Source organism: Streptomyces sp. NPDC127197 (genome assembly GCF_042672405.1).
Classification (GTDB): domain Bacteria; phylum Actinomycetota; class Actinomycetes; order Streptomycetales; family Streptomycetaceae; genus Streptomyces; species Streptomyces flavusporus.
The window spans coordinates 150,379-170,078 of sequence record NZ_JBHXVG010000010.1 but is presented as its reverse complement, the minus strand read 5'-3'; the positions used below and the strand labels follow the sequence as shown (position 1 = coordinate 170,078).

The following is a 19,700-nucleotide window of genomic DNA, read 5'->3' as shown; positions in this document are numbered from 1 at the left end:
CGGCTGACCCTCACGCCGCGCTGACCTCCCCGATCACCGCCACCCGCCCCAGCAGCTCCTCGTACGTGCCCTGGTCGAACTCGCCCGCCACCCGTGCGCGGACCGTCGCCGCGGCGAGGGCGGTGGCGCGGGTCAGGCGGTCCGGCCAGGGGAGGTGGTCGACCAGGCCCGACAGCAGGCCCGCGGCTGCGGAGTCGCCGGCGCCGGTCGGGTTGCCGTGGACGCGGGTCGGTGGGGTGGCGCGCCAGCGGCCCTCGGGGGTCAGGGCGAGCAGGCCCTCCGGGCCGAGGGAGGCGACCACCGCGTGGGCGCCGCGTCGGCGGGCGTCCTGGGTGGCGCGCAACGGCTCGTGGGAGCCGGTGAGTTCGGCCAGTTCGTCGGCGTTGGGCTTGATGACGTCAGGGCGGGCGGCCACCCCGCGGCGCAGCGGCTCGCCGCTGGTGTCCAGCAGCACGGGCACGCCCGCCGCACGCGCGGTGCGTATCAGGCCCGCATACGCGCCCACCGGCACACCCGGCGGCAGGCTGCCGCACAGGGCCACCGCGCTCGCCGGCGCCAGCAGGTCCTCGTAGGCCTCCAGGAACGCGGACCACTCGGCCGGTGCGATGGCCGGGCCGGGCTCGTTGAGCTGGGTCGTGTCGCCGGTCCGCTCGTCCACGACGGCGATGGTGCGCCGGGTCGTGCCACCGATCGGGACGAGCGCGTCGACCACACCCGGCGTGGCGGTCAGCGCGTCCTGCACGATCCGTCCGGTGCTGCCGCCGGCGAAGCCGGTGACCGTCACCTCGTGACCGAGCGCGGCCAGGACGCGGGCGACGTTGACGCCCTTGCCGCCGGGGCGTTCGGTCACCTCGGAGACCCGGTGGGTGGTGTGCGGCCGCAGGGACCGTACGCGATAGGTGATGTCGAGAGCGGTGTTCAGCGTGACCGTGAGGATCACCTGGGCCGACCTCCCCCGAGTGAATGCGCTTGTCGTTCTCCGGGGGTCGATCATGCCAAAGAGACGGCGGTCGGCACAGTCGTCCGGTCGGCCACCGTCTCTTCGGCCGGCTCTCTACTGGCTGATGTATCAGGGCAGTTGGGGCTCAACCACCCATTCTCCCTGCCGCATCACGCCCTTGAGTTCGAAGTCGGCGTCCAGCAGCACCAGGTCGGCGTCCTTGCCGGGCTCGAGGGAGCCGATCCGGTCGTCCAGGCCCAGCAGCCGCGCCGGGTTGGCCGACAGGGCTGCCACCGCGTGCTCCACCGGCAGCCGGTCGATGGTCACCGCCCGCTTGAAGGCGCGGTCCAGGGTGAGCGTGGAGCCGGCGATCGAGCCGCCCTCCACCAGGCGCGCCACGCCGTCGCTGACCTCGACCTCCAGCGGGCCGAGCAGATAGCGGCCGTCGCCGAAGCCGGCCGCGTCCATCGCGTCCGTGACGAACGCGACCCGCTCCGGGCCCGCGTGATGGAACGCCAGCTCCAGGGCGGCCGGGTGCAGGTGCGTGCCGTCGTTGATGAGCTCGACGGTCACCCGCTCGTCCTCCAGCAGGGCGGCGATCGGGCCGGGGGCGCGGTGGCCGAGCGCGGGCATGGCGTTGAACAGGTGCGTGGCGACCGTGGCGCCCGCGTCGATCGCTTCCACCGTCTGCTCGTACGTCGCGTCCGTGTGCCCGATCGCCGCGATGACGCCGTGATCGGCCAGGAGGTGTACGGAGTCGATGCCGCCCGGCAGTTCGGTGGCGAGCGTGAGCATCTTCGCCCTGCCACGCGCCGCGTCGATCAGCTTGCGGACCTCGGAAGGCTCGGGGTCGCGCAGCAGCTCCTCGGAGTGCGCGCCCTTGCGGCACGGGGAGATGAACGGCCCCTCGAAGTGGATCCCGGCGATCTCGCCCTGCTCGGCCAGCTCGGAGAGCAGGCCCGCCCGACGCGTGAGGAAGTCCATGTCGCCGGTGACCGTGGAGGCGACCAGGGTGGTCGTGCCGTGCAGCCGGTGGGTGTGGATGCCCTTGAGGACCTCGTCGACGGTGCCGGAGGTGAAGGAGGCTCCGCCGCCGCCGTGGTTGTGGAGGTCTACGAAGCCGGGTACTAGCCAGTGGCCGGACAGGTCGATCTCGGGCACGTCGGCTGGGGCGCTGGCGGCGATTTGTGTGCCGTCGACGATCACTTGGCCGTCTTTGACTGTTCCCGTCGGCATGACCACGTTGGCGCCGGAGAGGATCAGGGGCACCTTGCCGGTCGCGGGCTGCGGGTTGTCTGTGGCTGGTCGCGCCCCGCGGCGGAGCCGCATATCGACGCTGTCCCGCGCCCCTGGGGGGGTTGCCATCAGGGCGTTTCCTCCTTGCGGTCGGTGTGGTCGAGGAGATCCCAGGCCAGGAGTCCCGCACCCAGGCAGCCGGCCGTGTCGCCCAAGGCAGCTGGGACGATCGTCGGCAGCTTCTGGAAGGTGATGCGTTCTCTCACCGCGTCCCGCAGCGGTGTGAACAACGTTTCCCCTGCTTCGGCCAGCCCGCCACCGATGATGAGCGTGCGCGGGTCCAGCAGGGTGAGCGCGGTGACCAGGCCGTCGGCCAGGGCGTCCACGGCCTCCTGCCACACTCGTACGGCGTTCGGATCACCGGACGCGACGGCTTTCGCGCAGTCCGCCGCGTCCGCCTCCGGGTCCCCGCAGGCGGCGGCCCACGCCTCGCTCACCGCCGCCGCGGACGCGAACCGCTCCAGGCAGCCGCGCTGTCCGCAGGGACAGGGCGTCCCGCCGGGCCGTACGACGACATGGCCGATCTCGCCCGCGAAGCCGTGCGCACCCGCCTCCACCCGGCCGTCGATGCCGATGGCACCCGCGATGCCGGTGCCCAGCGGCACGAACAGGAACCGGTCCGCGCCCCGCCCGGCACCGATGCGGCCCTCGGCGAGTCCGCCGGTGCGCACATCGTGGCCGAGGGCGACCGGGATGCCGTCGAGCCGGTCGGCGAGGAGTTCGCGCAGGGGGACGTCACGCCAGCCGAGGTTGGCCGCGTAGGCGGCGATGCCGTGCTGTTCGTCGACGATGCCGGGGACGGCGACGCCGGCGGCGGCCGCGGGCGTGCCGAGGTGCTGTTCGCCGTACGCGCGAAGCTCGGCGGCGAAGCCGAGAATGCCGTCGACGACCGCGCCGGGCCCGCGTTCCCGACCGGTCGGCCGGCGCGCCTGGTGGATCAGGGCGCCGTCCGCCCCGACCAGGGCGGCCTTCATCCCGGTGCCGCCCACATCGAGGGCGATGACGTGTCTCACGGGGGACAGTGTGGCCCGAGGACCCGGAAGAGGTCTAGTCCACTTGCGTGGTGTAGACCTTAATCCGGTTTTCGAAAAGTCAGATGTATCTTTCGGCAAGGGTGGGCGAGAGCACGTGCAGCGGCGCAGGACAGGAATGATCGCGGTGGTGTCCGCACTGGGCATGACGGCGGTCCTCGGCGGCTGCGGCCTCGGCGGAGACTCGGCCGACGTGACGCTGCGGCTGGTCGCCGCCGACTACGGCGACAGCGCGGCCAACAGCTCGAAGAAGTACTGGGCGAAGCTGGTCGAGGAGTACGAGGCCGACCACCCGGATGTGAACGTCGAGGTCAGCGTCTACTCCTGGAACGACATCGACGCCAAGGTGAAGGAGATGGTCGAGGCCGGGAAGGCGCCCGACATGGCCCAGATCGGCGCGTACGCCGACTACGCGGCCGACGACCTGCTCTACACCGCCGACGACCTGCTCTCCATACCGGTCCAGGCCGGTTTCTCCTCCGCGCTCGCCAGCGCGGGGCAGGTCAACGGGGCGCAGTACGGCTTGCCGTTCGCCGCCTCCACGCGCCTGCTCTTCTACAACAAGACCCTCTTCGAGGAGGCCGGCCTCACCCCGCCCACCACTTGGGCGGAACTGGCCGCCGACGCCGCGGCCCTGAAGGCCGAGGGCGTGAAGTACCCCTATGCCCTGCCGCTCGGCTCCGAGGAGGCGCAGGCCGAGACCATGCAGTGGCTGCTCAGCGGGGGCGGCGGCTACACCGACACCGTCGGCACCTACGGCATCGACTCCACGGAGAACGTCGAGACCTTCACCTGGCTGCGCGACGAACTGGTCGGCGAGGACCTCACCGGGCCGGTCGCCCCCGGCAAGCTCAACCGCGCCGACGCGTTCGCCGCCTTCGCCCGGGGCGAGGTCGGCATGCTGAACGGCCACCCGTCCCTGATGAAGATGGCCGAGAAGAAGGGCGTGAAGTTCGGCATGGTGCCGATGCCCGGCGTGAACGGTGAGAGCAAGGCCACGATGGGCGTCGCCGACTGGATGCTGGCGTTCAAGCAGAACGGCCACAAGGAGCAGGTCGGCGACTTCCTCGACTTCGTCTACAGCGAGGAGAACGTCCTCGCCTTCTCCCGCGAGTACGACCTGCTGCCGGTCACCAACGCCGCGTCCGAGGCCATGAGCGGCGCGTCCGAGGACCGGGACCTCAAGCCGTTCCTGGACGAGCTGCCGCTCGCCGAGTTCTACCCCGTCGGCAAGACGTCCTGGGCGGCGGTCAGCGCGGAGGTCAAGAAGCGGATCGGCTCCGCCGTGGAGCCCGGTGGCAGCCCGTCGGCGATCCTCGGTCAGCTGCAGTCGACGGCGACCACGGCGGAGAGCTCGGCGGCGGGATAGGTCGCGCTGTCGGTGCCGGAGGTTACGGTTTCGGGCATGGAGCAGGAGCGGCTCGGACGGCGGGAACAGGACATCCTCGCGCTGGAACGCCGGGGATTTGCCGGGCCCGGAGCGAAGGAACGGGCGATACGGGAGGAGCTGGGGCTGGCCCCGGTGCGCTACTACCAGTTGCTCAACGCCCTGCTCGACGATCCGCGGGCGTTGGCGCACGATCCGGTGACGGTGAATCGCCTTCGCAGGCTGCGGGAGCGGCGGCGGGCGGGGCGGTGACCGGCGTTTTCTGGTCACCCGGCGTGGGTGTGGGCCCCTGCTGGGGGCTGCCGCCCCCAGGCCCCCGCTTCGGTCTGGACGGCCTCGTCCTCAAACGCCGGACGGGCTGGATGATGCCGCCCGGCGTGTAAAGGCTCGTCCCCGGACAGGCTCGCTCCCGGACAGGCCCGCCCGCGGATAGGGTCGCCCTATGGGCAGCCACGAGACCGAACCCAACACGACTCTCCCGACGCCCTCGACCCCCGCCGGGCGTGACGGGCTCGACGCGATTCTCGCCCGGCCCGGCAAGGCGGTGATCGCCCTCGACTTCGACGGGACACTCGCCCCGATCGTGCCCGACCCCGAGCAGGCGCGGGCCCATCCCGATGCGGTGCCCGCGCTCGCCGCCCTCGCCCCGAAGGTCGCCTCCGTCGCCGTGATCACCGGCCGCCCGGCGGACGTAGCCGTGCGGTACGGCGGCTTCGCGGGTGTACCCGGCCTCGAGCACCTCGTCGTCCTAGGCCACTACGGCGCCGAACGCTGGGACGCCGTGAGCGGCGAGGTCAGCGCCCCCGCCCCGCACCCCGGTGTCGCCGCCGTCCGCGAGGAACTGCCGGGGCTGCTCGAACGGGTGGGCACCGGGCAGGGCACCTGGGTGGAGGACAAGGGCCACGCGGTCGCCGTCCACACCCGCCGCGCCGCCGACCCCCAGGCCGCGTTCGAGGCCCTGCGCGAACCCCTCTCCGACCTCGCCACCCGGCACGGCCTGATCGTCGAACCCGGCCGCATGGTCCTGGAGCTCCGCCCACCCGGCATGGACAAGGGCGTCGCCCTCCTCGAACACGCCCGCGACCTCTCCGCCGCCTCCATCCTCTACGCCGGCGACGACCTCGGCGACCTCCCCGCCTACGCCACCATCGAAAAACTCCGCTCCACCGGCACCCCCGGCCTACTGGTCTGCAGCGGCAGCGACGAGGTCACCGAACTGAGCAAACGAGCAGATCTGGTGGTGAACGGCCCGGAGGGCGTCGTAGGACTGCTGGCCGGACTGGCGGCACGCATCGGCTGACGGCCTGGCTGCGGGCAGTCGTGCCGCAGCCACCCCGTCAAGCCGCGGGCAGTCGTGCCGCTGGGGCGGCACGGGTGGGCGCGGGCGGCTCCCCGTCAGCGCCGGGCCGCGCGACCCACCCCCACCAGCACCGCGCACCGCCCGATCAGGCGTTCAGCTCACCCAGCTGATCCAGGAACCACTGAGCCGGCGGCAAGGCGGTAGCAGCCGCAGCCAACCGCTTCGTCCGCTCCATCCGCTCCCCGACCGACATGGTCAGCGCCTCATGCAACGCCTCGGCCGTCCCGACCACGTCATACGGATTCACCCCGATCGCATCCTCCCCCAGCTCCTCATATGCCCCCGCCTCCCGCGACAGCACCAGCACGCACCCCTCGTCGGAGACGACCGGCACCTCCTTGGCGACGAGGTTCATCCCGTCCCGGATGGGGTTGACCAGCGCCACGTCCGCCAGCCGGTACGCCGCCAGCGACCGTGCGAAGTCGTCCTTGACGTGCAGCACCACCGGCGTCCAGCCCGGCGTCCCGTACCGCCCGTTGATCTCCTCGGCCTGCCGCTGCACCTCGGCCGTGTACTCCCGGTACACGGCGAGATCCTGCCGCGACGGGTACGCGAACGCGACGTGCACCACCCGCTCACGCCACTCCGGGTGCTCGTCGAGCAGCTGCCGGTACGCCAGCAGGCCCCGCACGATGTTCTTCGACAGCTCGGTCCGGTCCACCCGGACGATCGCCTTGCGGCCCTCGCCGATCTCCGCCCGCAGCGTCGCCATCCGCTCGTTCACATCGGCCTCGTGCGACCGCTTCCGCAGGAAGTCCGCGTCCGCGCCGAGCCCGTGCACCCCGACCCGGGTGTCCCCGAGGCCCCCGGCGAACGCCTCGCAGCACGCGGTGAACGCGTCCGCCCAGCGATGGGTGAGGAAGCCGAGCCGGTCCGCGCCCAGCATTCCGCGCAGCAGCTGCCCGGCGATGTCGTCCGGAAGCACCCGGAAGTACTCCGGCGGCGCCCACGGCGTGTGCGAGAAGTGGCCGATCCGCACATCCGGGCGCAGCTCGCGCAGCAGCCCCGGGACCAGGCTGAGGTGGTAGTCCTGCACCATCACCGCGGCACCCTGCGCCGCCTCCTGCGCCAGCGCCTCGGCGAAGGCGCGGTTGTACGCCTCGTACGACGCCCACTGCCGCCGGAACTCCGCGTCGAAGACCGGCTCCAGCGGCGTCTGGTACAGCATGTGGTGGACGAACCACAGCACGGAGTTGGCGATGCCGTTGTACGCGTCCGCATGCACGGCGGCCGGAATGTCCAGCATGCGTACGCCGGACTCGCCCACCCCGCGCCGCACCGCCTCGCGGTCGCCGTCGCCGAGGGCCGAGCACACCCACAGCGCGCCGGCGTCCGGCCCGATGGCCGACAGCCCGGAGACCAGCCCGCCGCCGCCGCGTCTGGCGGCCAGCGAGCCGTCCTCGCGCACCTCGTACGAGACCGGGCCACGGTTGGAGGCCACCAGTACCTGCGCAGCACCGTACGTTGAAGCCATACGCCTCAACCTAGCCCGAGCCGGATCCGCTCAAACGTACGGAAGGTCGCCCGGCGGGGCCGTATACAACGCCCATAAAACGGTCACGCCACTTTCCGGGCGGCGTACTCGGCGATCTCCACCATCGGTGGCCGCTCCTCCGTGTCCACGGAGAACGTACGCGGTTCGAAGCCGTCCTCCACCCGTTCGAACTGGGTGAGGGAGGGCCGGATCAGATGGCCGCGGGCCAGCCGCAGCTGGGCCGTGCGGTAGATCGCCGCCGCCATCCGGCCGAGCGCCTGCCCGTCCTGGTGGCGGTGCTTGCGCACCCCGACGTCGACCTGCGCGAGCGCGTCGAGGCCGGCCAGGTGGAGGGAGTCGACCAGCATGCCGAGCTCCACGCCGTAGCCGACGGGGAACGGGAGCTGTTCGAGCAGCGAGCGGCGGGCCGCGTACTCGCCGCCCAGCGGCTGGACGAAACCGGCCAGCTGCGGCCAGTGCATGTTCAGCAGCGGACGGGCCATCAGCTCGGTCACCCGGCCGCCCTGCCCCGCCGTCTTGCCGGAGGCGAGCGAATCCGACTCAGTGCCGAGGGGACGGTCGTACATCCCCTTGACGAGGTCGACCTCCGGGTCGGTGAGCAGCGGGCCGACGATGCCCGACACGAAGTCCGAGGAGAACTCCTTCAGGTCGGCGTCGATGAAGCAGACGATGTCCCCGCTCGTGACGAGGAGGGAGCGCCACAGGACCTCGCCCTTGCCGGGGAGGGCCGGTATGCGCGGCAGGATGTCGTCGCGGTGGACGACCCGGGCGCCCGCGGCGGCGGCCACCTCGGAGGTGCGGTCGGTGGACCCCGAGTCGACGACGACGATCTCGTCGACGAGCGGGAGCTGCTGCATGAGGTCGTGACGGATCACGGCGACGATGTCGCCGACGGTCTCCTCCTCGTTGAGTGCGGGCAGCACGACACTGACCGACTGGCCCGTCGTGCGTTTGGCGGCCAGGATCTTGTGGAGCGGGCGATCGGTCAGGGACCAGGAGCGGGTGCTCAGCCAGCGCTCGACTTCTTCCAGCACAGCTTGCGGCTCCTCTGCGTTCTCCAGGCGAGGGGGTTGTGATCCATCTCGCGGTTCGGACGACTATCTCAACTGTCCTGGCCTTCGGTTACAGTCTTGAACAACGCTGATGACCATCGCATGTCGGGGGTTGTTTGCGTCTACAACCACATACAGCTCATCCAGAGGGGCAGAGGGAAACGGCCCGATGAAGCCCCGGCAACCCTCCAGCCGGTTCTTGTCACGCAGACGTGGTGAGGCTCCCGGCTAGGGAAGGTGCCAATTCCGTCTCACGGCGAGATGCGTCGTGAGGAAGATGAGGAGAAAGGGCCTCGCCTCACATGGCTGTGCAGACTGTCGAAAGCACCAGCACTCCCACCGTCGACCTCGGTCCCGCCGCCGCGCTGTCCTGTCGCGAGTGCGGCCACCGCGTACCGCTCGGCCCGGTCTTCGCGTGCGAGGAGTGTTTCGGCCCGCTCGAGATCGCGTACGACTTCTCTGCGTACGACGCCGAGGAGCTCCGCAAGCGCATCGAGGCGGGACCGTCGAACATCTGGCGTTACGCACCCCTGCTGCCCGTCCCCGCGGACGTGGCCGGCAAGCCGAACCTGAACCCGGGCTGGACCAAGCTCGTCAAGGCCGACAACCTCGCGCGCGAACTCGGCGTCACCGGCGGGCTGTACGTGAAGGACGACTCCGGCAACCCGACCCACTCCTTCAAGGACCGCGTGGTCGCCCAGGCCCTGGAGGCCGCCCGCGCCTTCGGCTTCACCACCCTGTCCTGCTCCTCCACCGGCAACCTGGCCGGTGCGGTGGGCGCCGCGGCGGCCCGCGCCGGCTTCCGCTCCTGCGTGTTCATCCCGCACGACCTCGAGCAGGGCAAGGTCGTCATGGCCGCGGTCTACGGCGGCGAACTCGTCGGCATCGAGGGCAACTACGACGACGTGAACCGCTTCTGCTCCGAGCTGATCGGCGACCCGGCCGGCGAGGGCTGGGGCTTCGTCAACGTCAACCTGCGGCCGTACTACGCGGAGGGCTCCAAGACCCTGGCGTACGAGATCTGCGAGCAGCTCGGCTGGCAGCTGCCCGACCAGATCGTCGTGCCGATCGCCTCCGGCTCCCAGCTCACGAAGATCGACAAGGGTCTCCAGGAGCTGATCAAGCTCGGGCTGGTCGAGGACAGGCCGTACAAGATCTTCGGCGCGCAGGCCGAGGGCTGCTCGCCGGTGTCGGTGGCCTTCAAGGGGGGCCACGACGTCGTCCGGCCGCAGAAGCCCGACACCATCGCCAAGTCGCTGGCCATCGGCAACCCCGCGGACGGGCCGTACGTCCTGGACATCGCGCGCCGTACGGGCGGTGCGGTGGAGGACGTGACGGACGAGCAGATCGTGGACGCGATCAAGCTGCTCGCCCGGACCGAGGGCATTTTCGCCGAGACGGCGGGTGGCGTGACGGTCGGCGTCACGCGCAAGCTGATCGAGAACGGCGTACTCGACCCGACCCTGACGACGGTCGTCCTCAACACCGGCGACGGCCTGAAGACCCTTGACGCGGTGGCCGGCACCGGCCTGACCGCCACCATCCGCCCGAACCTTGACTCCTTCCGAGAGGCTGGCCTCGCATGAGCGGGGGCGCTCCGCCGGAAGGCCGAATTCACGCTGCGGACCGGTGGGGGCTGGTCGCGCAGTTCCCCGCGCCCCTGGGGCGCTGCCCCGCCGTCCCTGTGTACTCGACCGGAGGTCACACCGCATGAGCGTCACCGTCCGCATCCCCACCATCCTGCGCACCTACACCGGCGGGCAGGCAGAGGTCGCCGCCGAGGGTGCGACCCTCGCCGAGGTCATCGCCGATCTGGAGAAGAACCACACGGGCATCTCGGCCCGCGTCCTGGACGACCAGGGCAAGCTGCGTCGCTTCGTCAACGTGTACGTCAACGACGACGACGTCCGTTTCGAGCAGGGCCTGGAGACGGCGACGCCGGACGGCGCGGGCGTCTCCATCATTCCGGCGGTCGCGGGCGGCTGACACGCTCCTGCGTTACCGTGAGTAACGCAGGTTACGCATTGTTCATCGAATTGCCCCCTCCGTGAGAGAAGCGGAGGGGGCAATTCTGTGTGATTGAGCGCGGTACAGTTGGGGAACCCGCTGCGACCCGCATGCCGGACGCATATGAGTTCCGGCTCCGCGTGCGATAAGAAGCAGCCAAACTGTGTGGCTCTTTTGCGTCTTTTATTCCCTTTATGGGGCCCGACTTGCCCTGAATTCGGGCGAATTCTCCGCAAATTCCCGACCCTCGGTGCCCAGATTTCTCGTCCGATTGACCTGTTGCAGACGGCAGTTGGACAGATACATTCAGCCGCGGTCGACGCGTTCCGGCGCACGCCCCCAACCAATGGGGGGTGAGGTCTGACCCGGATCCGCGAAGTGTGGATCTGTGCAAGGGCCAGTAATAGGGGAGTTAGGCATGGCTCAGGGCACCGTCAAGTGGTTCAACGCGGAGAAGGGGTACGGCTTCATCGCGGTCGACGGTGGTGCGGATGTTTTCGTCCACTACAGCGCGATCCAGATGGACGGATACCGCACCCTGGAAGAGGGCCAGCGGGTCGATTTCGAGATCTCGCAGGGCCAGAAGGGGCCGCAGGCGGACATGGTCCGGCTCGCGGCCAGCTGAAGCACGCGCCGACTGCAGCGACGTTCTTCTGTTCATCTTCGAAGGGCTCGCACCTCCCGGGGTGCGAGCCCTTCGGTCTGCCCGGAGGCCGACCTCAGTCCGTGGGAGGCGCTTGCACTCGGCAGGGGCGAGTGCTAATCATTGGCGTTAGCACTCTGAAGGTGAGAGTGACAAAGAAGGACCGGGTCGGTGAGGCCGCAAGCCGGGTGGGGCAAGGAACCACGAGGTGTGCGAGCCGTCCGTCGCGGGCGCCAGCGCGGTCCGGAGCAATCCACCCCAGTCCGGGAGGACCACTTCACATGGCCAAGATCATCGCGTTCGACGAGGAGGCGCGGCGCGGCCTCGAGCGCGGCATGAACCAGCTCGCGGACGCCGTCAAGGTCACCCTCGGCCCCAAGGGCCGCAACGTCGTCCTCGAGAAGAAGTGGGGCGCCCCCACGATCACCAACGACGGTGTCTCCATCGCCAAGGAGATCGAGCTCGAGGACCCGTACGAGAAGATCGGCGCCGAGCTGGTCAAGGAAGTCGCCAAGAAGACGGACGACGTCGCCGGTGACGGTACGACCACGGCGACCGTTCTCGCCCAGGCCCTGGTCAAGGAGGGCCTGCGCAACGTCGCCGCCGGTGCCAACCCGATGGCCCTGAAGCGCGGTATCGAGAAGGCCGTCGAGGCCGTCTCCGGTGCGCTGCTCGACCAGGCCAAGGAGGTCGAGACCAAGGAGCAGATCGCCTCCACGGCCTCCATCTCCGCCGCCGACACCCAGATCGGCGAGCTCATCGCCGAGGCGATGGACAAGGTCGGCAAGGAAGGCGTCATCACCGTCGAGGAGTCGCAGACCTTCGGTCTCGAGCTCGAGCTCACCGAGGGCATGCGCTTCGACAAGGGCTACATCTCGGCGTACTTCGCCACCGACATGGAGCGCATGGAGGCGTCGCTCGAGGACCCCTACATCCTCATCGCCAACTCCAAGATCTCCAACGTCAAGGACCTGCTCCCGCTCCTGGAGAAGGTCATGCAGTCGGGCAAGCCGCTGCTGATCATCGCCGAGGACGTCGAGGGCGAGGCCCTGTCGACCCTGGTCGTCAACAAGATCCGCGGCACCTTCAAGTCCGTCGCCGTCAAGGCCCCGGGCTTCGGTGACCGCCGCAAGGCCATGCTCGGCGACATCGCCATCCTCACGGGCGGCGAGGTCATCTCCGAGGAGGTCGGCCTCAAGCTGGAGAACGCGACCCTGGACCTCCTGGGCCGCGCCCGCAAGGTCGTCATCACCAAGGACGAGACCACCATCGTCGACGGCGCCGGCTCCGCCGACCAGGTCGCCGGCCGGGTCAACCAGATCCGCGCCGAGATCGAGAACAGCGACTCGGACTACGACCGCGAGAAGCTCCAGGAGCGCCTGGCGAAGCTGGCCGGCGGCGTGGCCGTCATCAAGGCCGGTGCCGCCACCGAGGTCGAGCTCAAGGAGCGCAAGCACCGCATCGAGGACGCCGTCCGCAACGCGAAGGCGGCCGTCGAGGAGGGCATCGTCGCCGGTGGTGGCGTGGCCCTGCTCCAGGCCTCCCAGGTGTTCGAGAAGCTGGAGCTCGAGGGTGACGAGGCGACCGGCGCCCAGGCCGTGAAGCTCGCGCTCGAGGCGCCGCTGAAGCAGATCGCCGTCAACGCCGGCCTCGAGGGCGGCGTCGTGGTCGAGAAGGTGCGCGGCCTGACCCCGGGTCACGGCCTGAACGCCGCGACCGGTGAGTACGTCGACCTGGTCAAGGAAGGCATCATCGACCCGGCGAAGGTGACCCGCTCTGCCCTGCAGAACGCCGCCTCCATCGCCGCGCTGTTCCTCACCACCGAGGCCGTCATCGCCGACAAGCCGGAGAAGGCCGCCGCGCCCGCCGGCGGCGGCATGCCGGGCGGTGACATGGACTTCTGATCAACTCCGGTTGATCGACCGTCCGTTGGACCGAGGGCGGCACTCCCTGGCAGCAGGGGGTGCCGCCCTCGGGCGTGTCCGGGATCACACCGGAGTCGGAAAGGGGGCGGAATGCGGGGTCCGGCGAGGAAGTTAATGCTGTGCAAGTATGCACGCGCATCTATCGTCGAGCTGCTCCGAGGAAACCTCCACATGACCGTCACCGCGTCCTCCGTCTCCCGAGCGACCCAGGTCCTCGCCCGCCCCTTCACCGTGGGCGGCCTGACCGTCCCCAACCGCATCGTGATGGCGCCGATGACCCGCTCCTTCTCCCCGGGCGGCATCCCCGGCGCGGAGGTGGCGTCGTACTACTCCCGCCGCGCGGCCGCGGGCGTCGGTCTGATCGTCACCGAGGGCACCTACGTCGGCCACGACTCCGCCGGAGAGAGCGCTGACGTCCCGCGCTTCCACGGCGAGGAGCAGCTGGCCGGCTGGGCGAAGGTCGCCGAGGAGGTGCACGCGGCCGGCGGCCGGATCGTGCCGCAGCTCTGGCACATCGGCATGGTGCGCAGCGCGGGCAAGCCGCCGTTCCCCGAGGCCCCGGCGGTCGGCCCGTCCGGGCTGCGCCTGGACGGCACGGACGGCACCGGCAAGGCCATGACCCAGCGGGACCTGGACGACGTCGTCGCGGCCTTCGCCGAGGCCGCCGCCGCGGCCGAGCGGATCGGCTTCGACGGCGTGGAACTGCACGGCGCCCACGGCTACCTCATCGACCAGTTCCTGTGGGCGGGCACCAACCGCCGTACGGACGCCTACGGCGGCGACCCGGTGGCCCGTGCGAAGTTCGCGACGGAGATCGTGGCCGCCGTCCGGGAGGCGGTCTCGCCGGACTTCCCGGTCATCTTCCGCTACTCGCAGTGGAAGCAGGAGGCCTACGACGCGCGGCTCGCCGAGACGCCGGAGGAGCTGGAGGCGATCCTGACCCCGCTGGCGTCGGCCGGCGTCGACGCCTTCCACGCCTCCACGCGCCGCTACTGGCTTCCGGAGTTCGAGGGTTCGGACCTCAATCTCGCGGGCTGGACGAAGAAGCTGACCGGTAAGCCCGCCATCACCGTCGGCTCGGTCGGCCTGGACGGTGAGTTCCTCAAGGCCTTCCAGGGGGAGGGTGCCGGGGTGGGCAGCCTCGACAACCTCCTGGACCGCCTGGAGCGCGACGAGTTCGACCTCGTGGCCGTCGGCCGCGCGCTGCTCCAGGACCCGCAGTGGGCGGCGAAGGTGCTGGCGGGCCGGTTCGACGAACTGGCCCCGTACGACGCGGCGTCGCTGAGGTCGCTGAGCTGACGGTCGGTGGCAGTGGGCGGCCCTGGCGATGCAGTGCACGCCGGGGCCGTCGCTCTTCTGGTCCAGCCGTGACCGGGATTTCTTGAGTAAGTCAAGCAATTGACTTAAGGTTGCCTGAGTCAAGCATCACTCATCGCGACCGGAGGCCAGTCATGTCCCACGCCCCTGCCCGACCCGCCGACGCCGGGGGAACAGCCCCGTCGAGGTCGAACGCCGTGGTGGCGGTGCTGGCCTTCGCCGGAATCGTCGTCTCCCTGATGCAGACCCTGGTGATCCCGATCGTCCCGGAGCTGCCGCAGCTCCTGGACGCCCCCTCCTCGGACACCGCCTGGGCCGTCACCGCCACGCTGCTCGCCGCCGCCGTCGCCACGCCGGTGATGGGCCGGCTCGGTGACATGTACGGCAAGCGCCGCATGCTGCTGGTCAGCGTGGTCCTGCTGGTGGCCGGCTCGGTCACGGCCGCGCTGAGCGACTCCCTGGTCCCGATGATCGTCGGACGGGTGCTGCAGGGCCTGGCCTCCGGTGTCATCCCGCTCGGCATCAGCATCATGCGCGACGAACTGCCCGCCGAACGGCTCGGTTCCGCCACCGCGCTGATGAGCGCCTCCCTCGGCGTCGGCGGCGCCCTCGGTCTGCCCGCCGCCGCGCTCATCGCCGACAACTTCGACTGGCACGTCCTCTTCTGGACCTCGGCCGCCCTCGGTGTCGTGGCCGGTGTCCTCGTCCTGACCCTCGTACCCGAGTCGAAGGTCCGCACCGGCGGACGGTTCGACCTGATCGGCGCACTCGGCCTGGCAGTCGGCCTGGTCTGCCTGCTCCTGGGCATCTCCAAGGGGGCGGACTGGGGCTGGACCAGCGGCACCACGCTCAGCCTGTTCGCCGCGGCCGTCGTCGTCCTGCTGGTGTGGGGCCGGTGGGAGCTGCGCGTCACCCAGCCGCTGGTGGACCTGCGGTCCACGGCCCGCCGCCAGGTGCTGGTGACGAACCTCGCCTCGGTGGCCGTCGGCTTCGCGATGTTCGCGATGTCCCTGGTCATTCCGCAGATGCTGCAGGCGCCCGAGGCCACCGGCTACGGCCTGGGCCAGTCGATGCTCGCCGCCGGTCTGGTCATGGCGCCATCCGGTCTGGTGATGATGCTGACGGCACCGGTCTCCGCCGCCGTGTCCAAGGCCAAGGGCCCGAAGGTCACTCTGATGATCGGTGCCCTGATCGTGGCCGGAGGCTACGGCCTGAACATCGTGCTGATGGACGCCGTCTGGCACTTCGTCCTGGTCTCCTGCGTCATCGGCGCCGGCATCGGCTTCACCTACGGCTCGATGCCCGCGCTCATCATGGGCGCGGTGGACCCCTCCGAGACGGCCGCGGCCAACAGCCTCAACACCCTGATGCGGTCCATCGGTACGTCCACGGCGAGCGCGGTGGCGGGCGTCATCCTGGCCCAGATGACCATCAACCTCGGCCCCGTAGCGCTGCCCTCCCAGGACGGCTTCCGCACGGTTCTCGCGATCGGCGCGGGAGCGGCCCTGCTCGCCTTCGCCGTCGCGTCGTTCATCCCGCGCGGGCGTCCGGCGGCCGGGGCGGCGGCGGCCGCAGAGGCGGAACCGGCGCAGGTCTCCGCAGTGAAGGCGTAGGCGTTCGAGCTCGTCGTACGGCCTACAGGTTGCCCATCGGCTCGATGTCGACCCGCACCGGTGTGCCCCATACGCGCAGCACCTCGTAGTCGGTGAACTCGTGCACCAGGCGGTACGCCATGGCGGGCCGGGAGCCGCGCCGCTGGGCTGCGATGTACAGCTCGGCCTCACGGCGGTCCCGGCGCGGGGTGCCGCACAACTGCCACTCCTGACCGTTCCACAGCTCCGGGAGCCAGCGCTGCTGGGGCTGGGGGCGGTCGGCGCGCACGCCGTACCGGGAGGGGGCGTTTCCGGTGGGGCGGGGTGGCGCGGAGGGCCCGTTGAACTCGGCGCGGCGGGCCGCCCGGCGCCGGGTCTCGCACAGCAGACAGAGGTCGGGGGCGCTCTCGTCGACGGGGCCGGTGGGATGCTCCGGGCAGCGGGTGGTGGGCGCGGCCGTGCTGACGCTCTCCTCCAGCAGATCCAGGGCGCGTTGCAGATCCGCCTTGACCTCGTGCAGCTTGGCGTCCGGAGTGTCGGGGGTGAGGGCTTCGCCGTGCTCGCCGAGGAGACGGAGGGCACGGCCGAGGGCGGTGAGCTGGGCGTGGTTCATAAAGGTCAGTCTGCGTAGTCCTTGAGCTTTTCGGTGGCGAGGGTGATGTTGACGGGGGTGGGGAGCTCGACCACCGCTCCATACGGGTAGGAGGCGGACTGCAGGTAGCGGCCGTCCTTGGGCTCGCTGAACACGGTGACCATGTCGATGTCGCGGTCGATGAGGAGGTAGACAGGGATTTCGGCCGCCGCGTAGCCGGTGGGCTTGTCGATGCGGTCGCGCTGGTCGGTGTCGCGGTCGCGGGAGGTGATCTCTACGGCCATGAGAGCGCCGTCAGCTACGGACCACTCTCCGTGGCCCTTGAAGTGGTCCACCGGTGCCAGAAAACCGTCCGTGCGGGCGCGGCCCTTCCGATAGGCCTCTGTCTTGACGCCTCGCTCGGGCATGAGGTTCAGCTCGGGACGTTGCTGCATACACTGGCGCAGCAGCCACATGAAGATCTCGCCGTGGTTGCCGTCCGGCATTGCCTTGACCGCTACCTTTCCGCTGATGTACTCCAGCCGCACGGTTTCGGGGGCGACGGCGGCAAGCTCCTCGAATTCCTCCACGTCGAGCGGACCGTGCCGGATGCACAGTCGCCCCCCGAGGAATTCCAGCCTGTTCCGCAGCTCCCTCGGGGCCCTGCGGACGAGTTCGTCGAAGTCCTCGACGGACATCTGCGGGCAGTCAGTGGTGTCAGGGTTCATGGCGTTGCCTCCTTCTCCCCATCGTGCCCCGGAGTGGTGGCGTCGGACCGTAGGAGCCGTCATACGAAGGTCCTTTCTCGTCGTTGGGACATCGCGGCACGGATCTCGGCCGCGCGGGCATGGACTGTGGAGGCGGGCAGCGGCGTGTTGGGGCGAGCAGGGGTGTGTTCGCACCGGCATGCGCCGCAGACGCCACCCGGGAGCGCTTCGGGGCGTCCCGGTACGCCGCACTCGGCGCACTCCAGGATGCGGAGGGGCGGGCGGGGTGCGGGTTCTGGCGGCAGCTTGGTGGTCAGCCGGTTGCGGACCAGGGCGGCCGGGGAGTGGACCGGGGTGGGCAAGCCGTTGGTCAGGGCGCGGAGTACGGCGTCGTCGGTGGCGCCCCGCGCGAACCACTCGGTCAGCAGCGGGGCGAGCTGCGCGCAGTCGGCCTCGGAGAGGGACAGGGCGGGTGCTGTACGGCCGAGGGCGGCGAGGAGGATGTGGGCGCGCGGGCGGGTAGGGCGTCGCGGTTCCGCTTCCGGCTCGGGTACGTCTCCCCGCGTGAACGCTGCCCACCAGGCATCGTCATGTGCGGTACGGGTGAACCACGTTCGGGTGATCCAGCGTTGACTTCCCGAGTCGGCCAGGCGTTCGCGACCGCGGCGCAAGTGACCTGCCCGCTGGAGGTTGTTGAGCGCCGTGCGCAGGGCGCACTGTCCGTACGGGAGCTGCTTGGCCAGCGTTTTCACTGAGATGTCGGCGCCGTCGGGGAGGCGGTCGATGTAGGCGGCGATGGCGGCTTCGCGGGGTGGGAGGTGGGCGAAGTCGTGGTTCGTGCGGGGGAGTTGATCCGGCGCGGAGCGCTTTCCGTAACCCGGATTGGCCATCGGGTGCGGGGAGGCGTGCGCGGTCAGGGAGGCAGCACTAAGCTTGGCATCAGCCACGGGATCGGGTCCTTGTCAGTCGATCTCGTTGGTCAAGCCCCCGCAGGTGTTGCGAGCACCTGGCGGGGGCTGTTCGTTATGCGGGCACGCTAGACGACCGTGACTGTGCGTGGCAAGCCGAACGCGTCAAGTCAACTCGCCGGGTGGGAGGGTGGGTTGGAGCCCTCCATCCATTCCTTGCAAAGAGGGCTCGGGGCTGGATGCTTGAGCTTCGGGCCGGGCGGTCGGTGCGTCAGCCCATGCTCTTCGCGCCGTCCAGGGACTCGCGGATGATGTCGGCGTGGCCGGCGTGCTGGGCCGTTTCGGCGATGATGTGCAGCAGCACCCTGCGGGCCGACCATCGAGCCCCGGGCTCGTTCCACGGGGCCTTGGGCAGCGGATGGTCGGCGTTCAGGTCGGGCAGGGCGGCGACCAACTCGTCGGTTCGGCTGGCCACTTCGGCGTACTCGGCCAGCACGCCGGCCAGTGTCTCGCCGGGCAGCATCCGGAACTCGTCGGCCCGCCGGGCCCAGTCGGCCTCAGTCATGGCGGTGAAGTCGTCCTTTGGCGACGGGCCGTTCAGGATGAAGTCCGCCCAGTGACGCTCCGTCGACGTGACGTGTTTGATCAGGCCGCCCAGGCACAGCTCGCTGACGGTGGTTCGCTGCCCGGCCTGCTCGTCGGTGAGGTCGCGGGTGGTGAGGCGCAGGAAGTGCCGGTGCTTGGCCAGCGTCTCCAGCAGGTCGGCGCGTTCGTCGGTGGCGGTGAGGTGCGTGGTCTCATTCATGACAGCCACGCTAGGAGTTATTGAGGTCAGCTCCTGACCGCTTTGACGAAGGCCGACCAGGCCGACGCTCGGAATATGAGCTCCGCGCCCAGCAGCGCGCGCGGCGATGACGACGGATCGAGGCCCTTCGGTCCTGGCATGGGCAACTCCCTGTCCGACAGACGACGTTGTTGGGGCGCCGTATCTGGCCAGGTTAGAAGCATGGTCGACACGCTGAGTCGTGAATCGGAAACTCAGCGTGGAGGTAGGGAAGCGTGCGGTCGACCGAAGAGATCGTGGAGTCGTTGCGGGCGGCGCTGAACGGAGTCGGCGTCGTGTTGCCGTCGTTGTGCGTCGACCCGGTGACCGGGGCGAGTGACGAGCCGTTCGCCCTCGTCGACCTGGGGCGCTGCAATGTGCGTACGGCCGAGCGCCTGGCGTCCGCGCTGCGTGGGGAGACCCCGCCGGTGGGGGCGTACGTCGAGGACGTGCGGGACGGGTGGGTCGGTGAGGTGCGAGGACACGTGGGCGGCCGGGTGCAGCTGCGGCCCGTGTGCGGTGGGCGGGAGTGGGACTGTCCGCCGGAGTCGCTGGGGGAGGTGCTGCCCAAGGAGGTGCTGCGTGAGCGGGTCCGGCGTGTCAACCAGGAGAGTCGGTTGCTGTGAGTCCGAACGCGTACATCGTC

The 19,700-nt window shown here is 70.2% G+C and carries 19 protein-coding genes and 1 riboswitch; of the genes, 10 read left to right on the top strand and 9 right to left on the bottom strand.

Going from position 1 to position 19,700, the window contains the following annotated elements; translation table 11 throughout:
* Nucleotides 1-10: 10 nt before the first annotated feature.
* The 3 genes from ACFVJQ_RS18245 to ACFVJQ_RS18235 form a co-directional block, all read right to left on the bottom strand.
* Nucleotides 11-940, bottom strand: coding sequence for a 1-phosphofructokinase family hexose kinase (locus ACFVJQ_RS18245; protein WP_385784987.1), 930 nt, complete (start codon nucleotides 938-940; stop codon nucleotides 11-13).
* Between the two features lie 129 nt (nucleotides 941-1,069).
* The gene (nagA, locus tag ACFVJQ_RS18240; protein ID WP_385511272.1) at nucleotides 1,070-2,176 is read right to left on the bottom strand and encodes an N-acetylglucosamine-6-phosphate deacetylase; all 1,107 of its coding nucleotides are present in this window, start codon (nucleotides 2,174-2,176) and stop codon (nucleotides 1,070-1,072) included.
* Nucleotides 2,177-2,304: 128 nt separating this feature from the next.
* A complete protein-coding gene (locus ACFVJQ_RS18235; protein ID WP_385511131.1) occupies nucleotides 2,305-3,249 on the bottom strand; it encodes an ROK family protein in 945 nt (314 codons plus the stop codon).
* 136 nt (nucleotides 3,250-3,385) lie between these two features.
* Between ACFVJQ_RS18235 and ACFVJQ_RS18230 the strand changes: the two genes are divergently transcribed.
* The 3 genes from ACFVJQ_RS18230 (at nucleotide 3,386) to otsB (ending at nucleotide 5,954) form a co-directional block, all read left to right on the top strand.
* A complete protein-coding gene (locus ACFVJQ_RS18230; protein WP_385511130.1) occupies nucleotides 3,386-4,636 on the top strand; it encodes an extracellular solute-binding protein in 1,251 nt (416 codons plus the stop codon).
* A 36-nt stretch (nucleotides 4,637-4,672) separates the two neighbouring features.
* Nucleotides 4,673-4,906, top strand: coding sequence for a DUF3263 domain-containing protein (locus tag ACFVJQ_RS18225; protein WP_385511129.1), 234 nt, complete (start codon nucleotides 4,673-4,675; stop codon nucleotides 4,904-4,906).
* Between the two features lie 190 nt (nucleotides 4,907-5,096).
* Nucleotides 5,097-5,954: a trehalose-phosphatase gene (gene otsB / locus ACFVJQ_RS18220; RefSeq protein WP_385511128.1), complete on the top strand. Its 858-nt coding sequence runs from the start codon at nucleotides 5,097-5,099 to the stop codon at nucleotides 5,952-5,954.
* A 145-nt stretch (nucleotides 5,955-6,099) separates the two neighbouring features.
* On the opposite strand, the gene ACFVJQ_RS18215 is transcribed toward otsB, so the two are convergent.
* Nucleotides 6,100-7,488 (bottom strand): trehalose-6-phosphate synthase, encoded by a 1,389-nt coding sequence (locus ACFVJQ_RS18215; RefSeq protein WP_385784983.1) that lies wholly within the window; start codon nucleotides 7,486-7,488, stop codon nucleotides 6,100-6,102.
* An 83-nt stretch (nucleotides 7,489-7,571) separates the two neighbouring features.
* Nucleotides 7,572-8,543: a glucosyl-3-phosphoglycerate synthase gene (locus ACFVJQ_RS18210; protein WP_385511126.1), complete on the bottom strand. Its 972-nt coding sequence runs from the start codon at nucleotides 8,541-8,543 to the stop codon at nucleotides 7,572-7,574.
* A 154-nt stretch (nucleotides 8,544-8,697) separates the two neighbouring features.
* A riboswitch (SAM riboswitch) is annotated at nucleotides 8,698-8,845 on the top strand.
* An 18-nt stretch (nucleotides 8,846-8,863) separates the two neighbouring features.
* On the opposite strand from ACFVJQ_RS18210, the gene thrC reads away from it, so the two are divergent.
* From thrC to ACFVJQ_RS18180, 6 genes are all read left to right on the top strand, one after another.
* Nucleotides 8,864-10,147 (top strand): threonine synthase, encoded by a 1,284-nt coding sequence (gene thrC, locus ACFVJQ_RS18205; RefSeq protein ID WP_385511125.1) that lies wholly within the window; start codon nucleotides 8,864-8,866, stop codon nucleotides 10,145-10,147.
* A gap of 124 nt (nucleotides 10,148-10,271) precedes the next feature.
* On the top strand, nucleotides 10,272-10,547 hold the full coding sequence (locus tag ACFVJQ_RS18200; protein ID WP_224736160.1) for a MoaD/ThiS family protein: 276 nt from the start codon (nucleotides 10,272-10,274) through the stop codon (nucleotides 10,545-10,547).
* 439 nt (nucleotides 10,548-10,986) lie between these two features.
* On the top strand, nucleotides 10,987-11,193 hold the full coding sequence (locus tag ACFVJQ_RS18195; RefSeq protein WP_030050353.1) for a cold-shock protein: 207 nt from the start codon (nucleotides 10,987-10,989) through the stop codon (nucleotides 11,191-11,193).
* Between the two features lie 299 nt (nucleotides 11,194-11,492).
* Nucleotides 11,493-13,115, top strand: coding sequence for a chaperonin GroEL (groL, locus tag ACFVJQ_RS18190; RefSeq protein ID WP_385511124.1), 1,623 nt, complete (start codon nucleotides 11,493-11,495; stop codon nucleotides 13,113-13,115).
* A 192-nt stretch (nucleotides 13,116-13,307) separates the two neighbouring features.
* Nucleotides 13,308-14,435, top strand: a complete 1,128-nt coding sequence (locus tag ACFVJQ_RS18185; protein ID WP_385511123.1) for an NADH:flavin oxidoreductase — start codon at nucleotides 13,308-13,310, stop codon at nucleotides 14,433-14,435.
* 152 nt (nucleotides 14,436-14,587) lie between these two features.
* Nucleotides 14,588-16,066 carry an MFS transporter gene (locus ACFVJQ_RS18180; protein WP_385784976.1) on the top strand — a complete coding sequence of 493 codons (1,479 nt, stop codon included), beginning with the start codon at nucleotides 14,588-14,590 and terminating at the stop codon, nucleotides 16,064-16,066.
* A gap of 22 nt (nucleotides 16,067-16,088) precedes the next feature.
* Here the strand turns inward: ACFVJQ_RS18180 and ACFVJQ_RS18175 are convergent, their stop codons facing one another.
* The 4 genes from ACFVJQ_RS18175 to ACFVJQ_RS18160 form a co-directional block, all read right to left on the bottom strand.
* The gene (locus ACFVJQ_RS18175; RefSeq protein WP_385265579.1) at nucleotides 16,089-16,658 is read right to left on the bottom strand and encodes a hypothetical protein; all 570 of its coding nucleotides are present in this window, start codon (nucleotides 16,656-16,658) and stop codon (nucleotides 16,089-16,091) included.
* A gap of 5 nt (nucleotides 16,659-16,663) precedes the next feature.
* Nucleotides 16,664-17,344 carry a Uma2 family endonuclease gene (locus ACFVJQ_RS18170; RefSeq protein WP_385511120.1) on the bottom strand — a complete coding sequence of 227 codons (681 nt, stop codon included), beginning with the start codon at nucleotides 17,342-17,344 and terminating at the stop codon, nucleotides 16,664-16,666.
* 59 nt (nucleotides 17,345-17,403) lie between these two features.
* Nucleotides 17,404-18,213 carry a hypothetical protein gene (locus tag ACFVJQ_RS18165; protein ID WP_385511270.1) on the bottom strand — a complete coding sequence of 270 codons (810 nt, stop codon included), beginning with the start codon at nucleotides 18,211-18,213 and terminating at the stop codon, nucleotides 17,404-17,406.
* 289 nt (nucleotides 18,214-18,502) lie between these two features.
* Nucleotides 18,503-19,036: a DinB family protein gene (locus ACFVJQ_RS18160; protein WP_385511119.1), complete on the bottom strand. Its 534-nt coding sequence runs from the start codon at nucleotides 19,034-19,036 to the stop codon at nucleotides 18,503-18,505.
* A 254-nt stretch (nucleotides 19,037-19,290) separates the two neighbouring features.
* On the opposite strand from ACFVJQ_RS18160, the gene ACFVJQ_RS18155 reads away from it, so the two are divergent.
* Nucleotides 19,291-19,680: a hypothetical protein gene (locus ACFVJQ_RS18155; RefSeq protein WP_385785128.1), complete on the top strand. Its 390-nt coding sequence runs from the start codon at nucleotides 19,291-19,293 to the stop codon at nucleotides 19,678-19,680.
* Nucleotides 19,681-19,700: the final 20 nt, after the last annotated feature.

Excerpts from the sequence above, each read along its gene's own strand:
- ACFVJQ_RS18165 (WP_385511270.1), bottom strand. The coding sequence starts at position 18,213 with ATGGCCAATCCGGGTTACGGAAAGCGCTCCGCGCCGGATCAACTCCCC.
- ACFVJQ_RS18195 (WP_030050353.1), top strand. The coding sequence starts at position 10,987 with ATGGCTCAGGGCACCGTCAAGTGGTTCAACGCGGAGAAGGGGTACGGC.
- nagA (WP_385511272.1), bottom strand. The coding sequence starts at position 2,176 with ATGCCGACGGGAACAGTCAAAGACGGCCAAGTGATCGTCGACGGCACA.
- ACFVJQ_RS18185 (WP_385511123.1), top strand. The coding sequence starts at position 13,308 with ATGACCGTCACCGCGTCCTCCGTCTCCCGAGCGACCCAGGTCCTCGCC.
- ACFVJQ_RS18215 (WP_385784983.1), bottom strand. The coding sequence starts at position 7,488 with ATGGCTTCAACGTACGGTGCTGCGCAGGTACTGGTGGCCTCCAACCGT.
- ACFVJQ_RS18230 (WP_385511130.1), top strand. The coding sequence starts at position 3,386 with ATGATCGCGGTGGTGTCCGCACTGGGCATGACGGCGGTCCTCGGCGGC.
- otsB (WP_385511128.1), top strand. The coding sequence starts at position 5,097 with ATGGGCAGCCACGAGACCGAACCCAACACGACTCTCCCGACGCCCTCG.
- ACFVJQ_RS18225 (WP_385511129.1), top strand. The coding sequence starts at position 4,673 with ATGGAGCAGGAGCGGCTCGGACGGCGGGAACAGGACATCCTCGCGCTG.
- groL (WP_385511124.1), top strand. The coding sequence starts at position 11,493 with ATGGCCAAGATCATCGCGTTCGACGAGGAGGCGCGGCGCGGCCTCGAG.
- ACFVJQ_RS18160 (WP_385511119.1), bottom strand. The coding sequence starts at position 19,036 with ATGAATGAGACCACGCACCTCACCGCCACCGACGAACGCGCCGACCTG.
- ACFVJQ_RS18175 (WP_385265579.1), bottom strand. The coding sequence starts at position 16,658 with ATGAACCACGCCCAGCTCACCGCCCTCGGCCGTGCCCTCCGTCTCCTC.
- ACFVJQ_RS18170 (WP_385511120.1), bottom strand. The coding sequence starts at position 17,344 with ATGAACCCTGACACCACTGACTGCCCGCAGATGTCCGTCGAGGACTTC.
- ACFVJQ_RS18180 (WP_385784976.1), top strand. The coding sequence starts at position 14,588 with ATGTCCCACGCCCCTGCCCGACCCGCCGACGCCGGGGGAACAGCCCCG.
- thrC (WP_385511125.1), top strand. The coding sequence starts at position 8,864 with ATGGCTGTGCAGACTGTCGAAAGCACCAGCACTCCCACCGTCGACCTC.
- ACFVJQ_RS18200 (WP_224736160.1), top strand. The coding sequence starts at position 10,272 with ATGAGCGTCACCGTCCGCATCCCCACCATCCTGCGCACCTACACCGGC.